The following is a 10,594-nucleotide window of genomic DNA, read 5'->3' on the forward strand; positions in this document are numbered from 1 at the left end:
GCCTTGGCCCGCGCCTTCGTCGCCTTCTTGTACTCGCGCACCTTGGCCTTGGACGCCTCGTCGACGATGTCGGCGACCGAGCGGAAGCCGTCCTGGCCGTACTCGCCGGCCGCCTCCTGCCACCCGTCGGGTCGCACGCCCAGCTGCTTGGCCAGCAGCGCCGTGAAGATCCGTGCCTTCTGCGGGCCGAAGCCCGGCAGGGCCTCGAGCCGGCGAACGAGCTCGGCACCGGACCCGACACCGGCCCACAGGTTCGCCGCGTCGCCGCCCCAGTCGTCGACGACCCGCTGGCACAGCTGCTGCGCCCGCCCCGCCATCGCGCCCGGGAAGCGGTGCAGCGCCGGAGGCGTACGGAACACCTCGACCAGCTCGTCCGGCGGCATCGCCGCGATCGCCGCAGCGTCGAGCCGCGGCACACCCAGCCGCTCGGCCAGCACGCTGGGCGAGGTGAACGCCTTCTCCATCGGGACCTGCTGGTCGAGCATCAACGCGAGCACGAGGGCGAGCGGGTCGCGCGCGAGCAGCGCGTTGCCGGCATCGGTCGAAGCGAGGTGCAGGCTCATGGTCCAATCCTGACCCATGCGCGGCCGGTGGGCTCGAACCGGGCCCGCCCGCCGGTGAGCTCGGCGAGCAGCGCTTCCGCCGCGGGCACCCCGTCCGGAGAGACCGCCACCCGGATCGTGACCGCCTTCGTCGTGTAGTCCACCGCCACCGTGCCCAGCCCGCCGCGGCCGCGCAGGGCGTGCTCGATCCGCGGCCCCTCGGCGTGCGGCACCGTCGCCTCGAGAATGACGCTCAGCTCGTGGCGCGCGATCGTCACGGTCGCAAGGGCGGTGCGCACCGCGTCGCCGTAGGCCCGGGCCAGGCCTCCCGTCCCGAGCAGCACGCCGCCGAACCATCTGGTCACGACCGCGACGACGTTTGTCACGCCCGCGCTGCGCAGCGCCTCGAGCATCGGCAGGCCGGCCGTGCCGGAGGGCTCCCCGTCGTCGTTGCTGCGCTGCACGGCGCCGCCCGGCCCGAGCACGAACGCGGTGCAGTGGTGGCCGGCCTCGCGCGACCCCGCCCGGACCCGCTCGATCGCGGCCCGCGCCGCCTCCTCGGTGCCGACCGGCTCGAGGTCGCAGACGAACCGCGACCGCTTGACGACCGTCTCGGCCCGGGCCGGCCCGGCCGGCGTCAGGTAGGAGGCCGGTGACCCGCCCTCGCGGTGCCCCGTCGCCTCGTCCACGACAGGATTATCGCGTGCGCGGGCCCGCTACCCGCCGTCGCGGCCCGGCGCGTCCACGCGACGGTCGCAACCAAGCCGTGACGGTACGGTCCCCAACCCGTGACCCCGGCCGCTGAAACTGGTCGCATGCGCCTCGTCCCTGCTGCCCTCGGTGGAGCGGCCGGGACCCTGCTGCGGCTGCTGCTCACCCAGGGTGACACCGGGCAGGGCTGGGACGCGCGCATGACGGCCGTCAACATCCTGGGCGCGTTCCTGCTCGGTCTGGCCAGCCAGCTGCGGCTGCGCCCCGCGCAACGCGACTTCGTCATGACGGGCGGGCTGGGGGCGCTGACCTCGTTCGCGGTCCTGACCGCCGCGTTCGTCGACGGCACCGGGACCGCGCAGGCGTGGATCGGTCTGGTCACGAGCGTGCTGCTCGGCCTGGCCGCCGCCCTGGCCGGCGTCCTCCTCGGCCGGCTCCTGACCCCCGACGAGCCCGAGGCCGAGGCATGACCGACGTCCCCCCGTGGGCCTGGGGGCTCGCCGTGGTGGTGGGCGCCCTGTCCGCGGTGGCCCGGGGCTGGCTCGTCGAGCGGCTCGCCGGCCGGCGGATACCGCTCGGGGTGCTGGTCGCCAACGTCGTCGCGTGCGCACTCGCCGGGGTGGCCGTGGCCACCCGCGACCGGATGGACGCGGTGTGGTTCTTCGTGCTCGTCGGCGGGCTCTGCGGTGCCCTGTCGACGGTCGCCGACCTCAGCCGCGACACCGCCCTGCTCGTGCGCGACGGCGACACCGTCGGTGCGGTGGGCAACGTCGCGCTCAACGTCACGCTCGGGCTGGGGGCGAGCTGGGCGGCATACGCCATGGCCGGCTGAACCGCTCGAGGACGATGTCCACCAGCGCCTCCGGGGCCGGTTCCCCCGCGAGCAGCAGCGGCGGGGTGACGTGCTCGGCGCCGCAGCCCGCCGCGCGGTCCGCGAAGTGGCCGGGCGCGAGCAGGTAGGTCACCACGAGCACGCTCCGGCCGGCGGCGTGCTCGTCCGCCACCACGTCGGTCAGCCTCGGCCGACCGGCCGAGAGGTATGCCGCCGTCACCCGTCTGCCCAGCAGCGCGCCCAGGTGGGTGGCGGCGGTGTCGCAGTCGGCGGTCGCGGAGTCGTTCGAGGAGCCGGCCGCGGCCAGGACGACCGTCTCGTCGCGACGAGGCAGCCTGCGGCCCAAGCGTGCTCGCATGAGCTCGGCGAGCCGGCGGTCGGGCCCGAGGGCGGGGGCGACGGTGGCACCGGGGACGCCGGCCGCGGCGTCGGTCAGGTCCACGAACACGTGGTACCCGGCCGACAGCAGCAGCGGCACGAGGCGGGCCGGTCGGCCGCCGAGTCGCGCGAGCACCTCGGCCGGGCTCGGTTGCTGGACGTCGACGTGGGCCGAGCACACCTGCAGGTCCGGCCGGCGGCGGGCGACCGCGTCGACCAGGCCCCGGACGGCGGCCTGTCCCGAGGGTGCGGCGGTGCCGTGCGAGCACGCGACGAGGACCGGCTCCACCAGGACGACCCGGTGGTCAGGCGTCGGCGCCGACGAAGCGGCGCAGTGCGTCGATGACGACCGCCGGCGCCTCGGTGTGCACCCAGTGGGTCGCGCCCTCGACGGTCAGCAGCTCCACCGCGGGGAACAGGCGACGCATCCCCTCGGTGTCCTCCGCTCGGATGTAGGGCGAGGCCCCGCCCGCGATCCACAGGACCGGGCCGGCGAAGGGCGCCACCTTGTCGGCGACGGCCGGCCAGCCCGCGATCCGCGACGCGCTGCCCCGTGCGGCGTCGGCGGCGAACAGGTCGAGGTTGGCCTGCCAGCGCCACGAGTCGCCGTCGCGCCGCAGGTTCTGCAGCAGGAAGGCCTTGACCCCCGGGTCGGACTCGTGGAACCGCTCCTCGGCGTCGGCCCGGCTGGTCAGCTCGCGCAGGGGCAGCCGGCGCATCTCGTCGATGTACCCCGCGAACCGGTCCAGGCTGCCGTAGCTCTTCGGGGCGATGTCGACCACGACGAGGCGCTCGACCAGGTCGGGGTGCAGCAGGGCGACGAGCATCGCCACCTTGCCGCCGAGCGAGTGCCCGACCAGTGCCCAGGTCTCCGCCGGGGCCGTGTCACCCAGCGTGGCGGCGACCGAGTCGGCATAGCCCTCGTAGGAGAACTGCGGGGTGCGCGGTGACCGCCCGTGGTCGGGCAGGTCGACGAGCAGGCACTGGGCGTCGTCGTGCCGGGCGCCGGACACCCCCTTGGCGATCTGGTTCCAGTTGCGCCCCTGCCCGAACAGGCCGTGCAGGAACGCGACGTGGGGCCCGGCCGTCCCCACCGACCTCGTGTGGAGCGGGCCGGTGACACGCGTGGTGGTCATCGGGGCAGCGTAGCGGGGGCCGGGGTCGGTGTACCTCGGCAGCGCGCGACGGGGAGGTCAGAGGATCCGGCGGCCCATCGCCCAGGCGGTCAGCTCGTGGCGCGAGGACAGCTGCAGCTTGCGCAGCACCGACGAGACGTGGGTCTCGACGGTCTTGACCGAGATGAACAGCTCCTTGGCGACCTCCTTGTACTGGTAGCCCCGGGCGATCAGGCGCATCACCTCGCGCTCCCGGGCCGAGAGCCGGTCGAGCTCCTCGTCGATCTCGGCGACCTCGCCGGCCGCGGCCCCGAACGCGTCGAGGACGAAGCCGGCCAGGCGCGGGCTGAAGACCGCGTCGCCCTCGGCGACCCGCCCGATCGCGGTGAGCAGCTCCGCGGCACTGATCGTCTTGGTCACGTAGCCGCGGGCGCCCGCCCGGATCACGGCGATCACGTCCTCGGCCGCGTCGGAGACCGACAGGGCCAGGAAGCGCACCGGCCCGCCGTGCTCGCTCTCGAGGCCGACGCAGCCGCGGATGACGTCGGCGCCGCCGTGGCCGTCACCGCCGGGCAGGTGGACGTCGAGCAGGACCACGTCGGGCCGCTGCTGGCCGATGACCGATACGGCGGACTCCACGGCCCCGGCCTCGCCGACGATCTCGAGCCGGACGGGCGCCGTGCCGGCCAGTCCCGTCAGCTCGGCCCGCACCCCGGTGCGGAACATGTGATGGTCGTCGACGATGACGATGCGGATCGCCTGGTCCTGGCTCATGCGGACTGCTCCTGTGGCTGGGCGCCGGGGTCGGGGGTGGTCGGGGGCTGGCGCCGCCGCTGCTTCTCGCGGGCCTGGCCCGAGGCCCCGGCGGCCGACGGGTCCGGTTCGCCGGGCTCCACCGGCAGGCACAGCTCGATCTCGGTCCCGTCGCTGCGCCGCCGGATCCGCGCGGTGCCCCCGTGCCGCTCCATCCGGCCGATGATCGACTCGCGCACACCGGCGCGGTCGTCGGCGACGTCGTCGAGGTCGAACCCGGCACCACGGTCGCGCACGAACGCCTCGACCGTCTTGGGGCCCACCTCGACGTATGCCGTCACGGGCGGGCTCGCGTGGCGCACGGCGTTCCAGGCCGCCTCGCGGACCGCCTTGACGAGCGCCTCGAGGTGCTCGTCCATGGGCCGGTCCCCGGTGACGACGAGCTCGACCGGGACGCCGTGCAGGTCCTCGACCTCGTCGAGGGCGGCGGTCAGCGCGGCGCCGAGCGTGCCGGCCCGGGCGTCCTCGTCGTAGAGGTAGGACCGCAGCTGGCGCTCCTGGGCCCGGGCCAGCCGGGCGACCATGCCGGCGTCGTGGGACTGGCGCTGGATCAGGGCCAGGGTCTGCAGCACGGAGTCGTGCAGGTGGGCAGCGATGTCGGCCCGCTCGGTGGCCCGGATCCGGGCCGCCTGCTCCTCGCGCAGGTTGCTCCACAGCCGCAGCACCCAGGGCACCGCGAGCACCGCGAGGCCGATCAGGGCCGCCAGCACGGCCCCGGCGACCTGCCACAGGTCGCTGGGACGGGTGCCGCGGGCCAGCAGCCCGACCAGCCCGAGCGTGACCAGCCCCAGTCCCACGACCAGCCAGACCCACCGGACCGGGCGGTGCGAGCCCGTCGCGTCGGAGTCGTCGAGCTGCGACCAGAAGAAGACGGCCCCGATCCCGATCGCGACCAGCGGCAGCACGACCTCGGGGTGGACGTCGATCCCGGCGCTGCTGACGGACATCGCACCGGCCACCGCGATCACGACCACGCCCAGGACGGTGAGCAGGACGGCCTGGTTGCCGCTGCGCAGCCAGTCCCGCAGGGCCCCGGGGGACAGGCCCTGAGTCGCGGAGTCGCCCTCCCCGGAAGCCCGGGCCGCGTCCGGTCCCGAGTCGTCCGGGGCCCGGCGCATCGTGGCCCAGAGGAAGACGTAGACGGTCACCCCGGCCAGGAACGGCACCGACGTGAGCACGAAGACGACCCGGACGGCCTTGACCGGCACGCCGAGGTGGTCGGCCAGGCCGCGCGCGACGCCGCCGACCATCCGGCCGGAGCGGGCCCGCACCAGCGGCGGGCGCGTCGGGTGCCGAGCAGGGGAGACCGGTGCGGTGGGCGCCGGCGACTCGAGGGGTGCGCCCGGTCCCGCCGAGGGCTCGCCGGGGGGCTCGACCGGCGGCCCCGCCGAGGACACGACCGGCGGCCCCGCCGAGGGCACGGCAGGCGCCACGTCCGGCGGCTGCGGTGGCACGGCGGGCGCCGCGATCGCAGGGTGCTGTGCCGGGTCCATGTGTCCATCCTCGCCCACTTGCAGCGTGCTGACGACCACCGCCGGCCGGTTTGGGGGTCCGGTCAGGGTCGGTTCAGGGACGACCCTCATGGCTGGTCGGACCGGCGCCCGCCACGCTGGTGCCATGAGCAAGAAGACCCCCTCCCAGGCCCACGGCCTCGACGGCTTCTACGAGGCGCTGCGTCGGCCGGGCATCACCCGCGCCAGCGACGGACGCTGGTTCGCCGGGGTCGCGGCCGGCCTGGCCCGCCGGCTGGGTGTGGACCCCCTGGTCGTGCGGGGCGCGTTCATCCTGTTCGGGCTGTTCTTCGGGATGGGCGTCGCCCTCTACCTGGTGTGCTGGCTGCTCATGCCCGACGAGAAGGGCAAGCTGCCGATCGAGGCCGCCCTCAAGTACGGCGACGGCGGGTCGATCTTCCTGATGGTCATCACCGGGATGTCACTGGTCGGCGGCGGTCCCTGGTGGAACGGCGACATGAACAGCTTCCGCGCCGTCGGGCTCGCCGTCCTCGTCGCGGCCGGCTGGTGGTTCCTGACCCAGACCCGTCCAGGACGCGACCTGCTGGACAACCGTCCGGACGCGCCCCCGCAGGACCCGTCCGCCGTGCCGGGAGGGGTCTCCACCGGCAATGCCGCAGCGGCAGCCGGGGCGAGCTTCACGTCACCCGGCCACGCGCCGGCGCCGGCTACCGCAGCGGCGGCGGGCTCGGCGGCATACCCCGTGCCGGTGGTCCGCGTGCGGGGCATCGGCTTCGCGGCCGGGCTGTTGATCCTCGGCCTGGCGACCGTCGTCGGCGTGGCCGTCCACACCATCGCGAGCACGGCCGGCTGGGGCGGCAACCACGTCGGCACCGCGCTCGCGGCCGCGCTCGGCACGCTCGGGCTCGGGCTCGTGACAGCGGGCCTGGCCGGGCGCCGGTCGGGGTGGCTCGCGCCGTTCGCGATCTTCGGGACCGTGGCGAGCCTGATGACGCTGGTCGTGCCGTCCGGCCTGAACGTGCCGTTCGAGATCGGTGACCAGACTCACACCGTCACCAGCCTGGCGGTCGGCGACCGCTTCGAGCTCGGTATCGGTAACCTTGGTGTCGACCTGGCGGGGGCCGACTACACGTCGACCCCGGCAATGCCGGATGTCGTCCACGCCGCCGTGGGTCTCGGCCAGCTCGACCTCGTCGTCCCCAAGGGTGTGAACGTCGTCGTGCACGCCACCGCCAGGGCGGGGGAGCTGCGTGCCTCCGGGGTGTCCGAGGTCGACGGCGACGCGCGGAGCGGCTCGCAGTACACCTACGACGGCACCGGGTGGACCCGAACCGTGCGGTTCGGCGACAAGGGTGCCCCCGAGATCGAGGTCTTCGCCGAGGTCGGCCTGGGCCAGGTCAACATCTCGACGGCGAGCACGCCATGAGTGAGCACACCCACAAGGCGACCCCACCCGACCACGACCCGATGGACAGGACGATGAACGAGAAGCACGAGCAGCCCGACGACACCACGGTGCTCGGCGACCCGACCCGGGCGATCCCCGAGCCGCCGTTCCGGGTCGAGCCGGCCCAGCCGGTGCCCGACGACGTGGTGGTCCCCGAGCCGGTCGCCCCGGCCGGGCCGCCCGCACCCGACCCGGCGACCCGCCAGCCCGAGCCGACCCCCTACCGGCCACCGCTGGTGACCATCCAGAAGGGCCCTCGGCCCGGCACCGTCGTGCTCGGGCTGCTCACCCTCGTCGTGGCCGCCTACGTGCTCGTCACGAACCTCACCGGCGCCCAGGTCGACCTGACCCGGACGGGCCCCGTGCTCGTCGGCGGGCTCGGCGTGCTTCTCGTGCTGGTGGGGGTCACCGGGGTCCTGCTCGGGCGGCGCCGCTGACCGGACAGCCGCAGCACACGGTATGCCGCCCAGCTCGCCGGCCGGGCGGCATACGTCTGCCTCGGGTGGCCGGCAGGACCGCTGCGGATCTTGGCGGCCCGGTGTCGGCTCTCCTCGTTAGGCTCGGGGGAGTCCATCCGACAGGAGAACTCACGTGACGCTGAAGTCCGGTATCGACCTGCCCAACCTCGACCGGTCGGTCCGCCCGCAGGACGACCTCTTCCGGTTCGTCAACGGCAGCTGGCTCGAGACGACCGAGATCCCGGGGGACCGGGCCCGCTTCGGAACCTTCGACATCCTGCGCGAGGAGTCGATGCGGCGGGTGCGCGACATCATCGAGGAGGCAGCAGGCGACACCTCGGCCGAGACGGGCTCGCCCAGCCGGCAGGTCGGTGACCTGTACGCGAGCTTCATGGACACCGACCGGGTGGAGGAGCTCGGCCTGGCGCCGCTGCAGCCGTTGCTGGGCGAGGTCGCCGCGATCGACTCGGTCGACGCGTTCGGCACTGCCCTGGGGCGGCTGCGCCGGGCGGGGGTGGACGGCCTCGTGCGGCACTTCGTCGCCCCGGACGAGCGCTCGCCGGAGGAGTACGTCGTCTATCTCGAGCAGGGCGGGTTGGGGCTGCCGGACGAGTCGTTCTACCGGGAGGAGAAGTACGCCGAGATCCGGGAGAAGTACGTCGCCCACGTCGGGCGGATGCTCGGCCTGGCCGGCGTCCCCGCTGCCGACGAGAAGGCGACGAGGGTCATGGCGCTCGAGACGCGCCTGGCCGGGGCGCACTGGGACAAGGTCACCAACCGGGACGCGCTCAAGACCTACAACGCCACGACCCGCGCCGAGCTCGAGCAGCTCGCTCCCGAGTACCCCTGGGGCTCCTGGCTGTCGGCGCTCGAGGGGCCGGGCGACGCCCTGGCCAAGGTGATCGTGCGCCAGCCGAGCTTCGTCGCGGCCCTCAGCGGTGCGCTGCCCGAGGTCGAGCTCGACGACTGGCGGGCGTGGCTGACCTGGCACGTCATCACCGAGCTGGCGCCCCTGCTGCCCGAGGCGCTCGTAGCCGAGGACTTCGACTTCTACGGGCGCACCCTGTCGGGCCAGCCGGAGAACAAGGAGCGCTGGAAGCGTGGGGTCGCCGTCGTCGAGGAGGCCCTCGGCGAGGCGGTCGGCCGACTGTACGCCGCCAGGTGGTTCCCGCCCGAGGCGAAGGAGCGGATGCAGCAGCTGGTCGCCAACCTGGTGGAGGCGTTCCGGCGCTCGTTCGCCTCGCTCGACTGGATGGGCCCGCAGACGCGGGCGGAGGCGATCGCGAAGCTCGACCGGTTCACCCCGAAGATCGGCTACCCGGACCGGTGGCGCGACTACTCCTCGATCGTCGTCTCGCCCACGGACCTGGTCGGCAACGTCTGCCGCGCGGGGGCCTTCGAGGTGGATCGCAACCTCGCCAAGCTCGGCCGACCGATCGACCGGGGGGAGTGGTTCATGCTGCCCCAGACGGTCAACGCCTACTACCTGCCGTCGATGAACGAGATCGTCTTCCCGGCCGCCATCCTGCAGCCGCCGTTCTTCGACCTCGAGGCCGACGACGCGGTCAACTACGGCGGCATCGGGGCCGTCATCGGGCACGAGCTGGGCCACGGTTTCGACGACCAGGGCTCGCGCTACGACGGCACCGGGGCCCTGCGCGACTGGTGGACCGAGCAGGACCGGCAGCGCTTCGACACGCTGGCCCAGCGGCTGATCGCCCAGTTCGACACGTACGTGCCGCACGGGCTGGACGACTCGCACCACGTCAACGGGGCGCTGACGGTCGGTGAGAACATCGGCGACCTCGGCGGGCTGCAGATCGGGTATTCCGCCTACCGGATCGCGTCCGCGCAGTCCGGGATGCCGGAGCTGGACGGGTTCAGTGGCCCCCAGCGGTTCTTCATCGGCTGGGCCCAGGTGTGGAAGGGCAAGGCCCGCCCCGAGGAGGCGGTCCGGTTGCTCGCCATCGACCCGCACTCGCCGCAGGAGTTCCGCGGCAACGCCGTGCGCAACGTCACGGAGTTCCACGAGGCGTTCGGGGTGACCCGCGGCGACGGCCTCTGGCTGGCCGAGGAGGAGCGTGTGGGGATCTTCTGAGCTCGGCCGGCGGGCGCGGTGCCTTGCTCGGCCCGTGTCGGCCGGTCAGGGCGCCTCGACGGCGCGTCGGAGCTGCTGCAGGCCACGTTCGAAGTCGGGCGCGACCATCTTCTCCGTCGACCAGAACCGGCTCATCAGGCGCATGACCAGGTTCTGCGGGCCGGTCATCAGCCACTCGACCTGCGTCCGGTCGCCGTGGGGGACGAGGGTGAAGTCGATGCGGTTGTGGGCCTGCATCGGCGACTGGAAGAGCAGGTCGATGCCGACGTGCGTGTCGGACACCTCGAGGATCTCCATCCGTCCCGAGCCGGCCTTGCCGTTGCCGCGCCAGCCGTAGATCGCACCGACCCCGCGCGCCGGTCCCTGGTAGGTGCGCTCCATGTTCGGGTCCAGGTCCTCCCACGGGGACCAGCCTCGCCACTCGTGCAGGTCTGTCAGCAGCGGGAGGATGCGGTCCGGCGGTGCCGCGATCTCGACCGAACGGCTGACACGGAACTCCTTGGCCATGCGGGACACCCTATGGCCGGGAGCGGTGCTCTGGCCCGCTCGGCGGCATACGCTGGTCTGTGCGCCCACCGACGGAGTGGGCGCCAGGGTCTGCCCGCGATGCGGGACGCCCGGTGCAGTGGGCCAGCCGGAAGGGGACACCGGTGGACGACGTCACGACGGTCCGCGCATGGCTGCTCGGCGGCGATCCGGCCATCCGCTGGCAGGTGCTGCGCGACCTG

The 10,594-nt window shown here is 73.9% G+C and carries 12 protein-coding genes; 5 read left to right on the forward strand and 7 right to left on the reverse strand.

What is annotated here, in order from left to right; all coding sequences use genetic code 11:
• Both WMI84_RS13935 and WMI84_RS13940 read right to left on the reverse strand, forming a co-directional pair.
• Positions 1-563 (reverse strand): HhH-GPD-type base excision DNA repair protein (locus tag WMI84_RS13935; RefSeq protein ID WP_347354159.1); only part of this gene is annotated, 563 nt, incomplete at its 3' end.
• Positions 560-1,231: a YigZ family protein gene (locus WMI84_RS13940; protein WP_347354161.1), complete on the reverse strand. Its 672-nt coding sequence runs from the start codon at positions 1,229-1,231 to the stop codon at positions 560-562. The genes WMI84_RS13940 and WMI84_RS13935, both read right to left, overlap by 4 nt.
• 126 nt (positions 1,232-1,357) lie before the next feature.
• Between WMI84_RS13940 and WMI84_RS13945 the strand changes: the two genes are divergently transcribed.
• Together WMI84_RS13945 and WMI84_RS13950 are read left to right on the forward strand one after the other, a co-directional pair.
• Positions 1,358-1,723 carry a CrcB family protein gene (locus WMI84_RS13945; protein ID WP_347354163.1) on the forward strand — a complete coding sequence of 122 codons (366 nt, stop codon included), beginning with the start codon at positions 1,358-1,360 and terminating at the stop codon, positions 1,721-1,723.
• Entirely contained in the window at positions 1,720-2,085 is a 366-nt protein-coding gene (locus WMI84_RS13950) for a CrcB family protein (protein ID WP_347354165.1), read from the forward strand. Before WMI84_RS13945 ends, WMI84_RS13950 begins: the two co-directional genes overlap by 4 nt.
• Here WMI84_RS13950 and WMI84_RS13955 read toward each other — a convergent pair.
• Genes WMI84_RS13955 through WMI84_RS13970 form a run of 4 tightly spaced genes read right to left on the reverse strand, consistent with a single transcriptional unit; the run spans position 2,036 to position 5,884 of the window.
• Positions 2,036-2,752, reverse strand: a complete 717-nt coding sequence (locus WMI84_RS13955) for a CbiX/SirB N-terminal domain-containing protein (protein ID WP_347354166.1) — start codon at positions 2,750-2,752, stop codon at positions 2,036-2,038. The two genes, WMI84_RS13950 and WMI84_RS13955, sit on opposite strands and share 50 nt — an antisense overlap.
• Before the next feature lie 16 nt (positions 2,753-2,768).
• Positions 2,769-3,599: an alpha/beta fold hydrolase gene (locus WMI84_RS13960; protein WP_347354168.1), complete on the reverse strand. Its 831-nt coding sequence runs from the start codon at positions 3,597-3,599 to the stop codon at positions 2,769-2,771.
• A 57-nt stretch (positions 3,600-3,656) separates the two neighbouring features.
• Positions 3,657-4,352: a response regulator transcription factor gene (locus tag WMI84_RS13965; protein WP_347354170.1), complete on the reverse strand. Its 696-nt coding sequence runs from the start codon at positions 4,350-4,352 to the stop codon at positions 3,657-3,659.
• Positions 4,349-5,884: a PspC domain-containing protein gene (locus WMI84_RS13970; RefSeq protein ID WP_347354172.1), complete on the reverse strand. Its 1,536-nt coding sequence runs from the start codon at positions 5,882-5,884 to the stop codon at positions 4,349-4,351. Before WMI84_RS13970 ends, WMI84_RS13965 begins: the two co-directional genes overlap by 4 nt.
• Before the next feature lie 124 nt (positions 5,885-6,008).
• Here WMI84_RS13970 and WMI84_RS13975 point away from each other — a divergent pair, with 124 nt between their 5' ends.
• The 3 genes from WMI84_RS13975 (at position 6,009) to WMI84_RS13985 (ending at position 9,866) form a co-directional block, all read left to right on the forward strand.
• On the forward strand, positions 6,009-7,289 hold the full coding sequence (locus WMI84_RS13975) for a PspC domain-containing protein (RefSeq protein WP_347354174.1): 1,281 nt from the start codon (positions 6,009-6,011) through the stop codon (positions 7,287-7,289).
• Positions 7,286-7,747: a hypothetical protein gene (locus tag WMI84_RS13980; protein WP_347354176.1), complete on the forward strand. Its 462-nt coding sequence runs from the start codon at positions 7,286-7,288 to the stop codon at positions 7,745-7,747. The genes WMI84_RS13975 and WMI84_RS13980 overlap by 4 nt, the downstream gene beginning before the upstream one ends.
• Positions 7,748-7,901: 154 nt before the next feature.
• Entirely contained in the window at positions 7,902-9,866 is a 1,965-nt protein-coding gene (locus WMI84_RS13985) for a M13-type metalloendopeptidase (protein ID WP_347354178.1), read from the forward strand.
• Positions 9,867-9,911: 45 nt separating this feature from the next.
• On the opposite strand, the gene WMI84_RS13990 is transcribed toward WMI84_RS13985, so the two are convergent.
• Positions 9,912-10,373: an SRPBCC family protein gene (locus WMI84_RS13990; RefSeq protein WP_347354180.1), complete on the reverse strand. Its 462-nt coding sequence runs from the start codon at positions 10,371-10,373 to the stop codon at positions 9,912-9,914.
• Between the last annotated feature and the right edge of the window lie 221 nt (positions 10,374-10,594).

The sequence above is a fragment of the Intrasporangium sp. genome, from assembly GCF_039812505.1.
In the GTDB taxonomy this organism is placed as follows: Bacteria; Actinomycetota; Actinomycetes; order Actinomycetales; family Dermatophilaceae; genus Intrasporangium_A.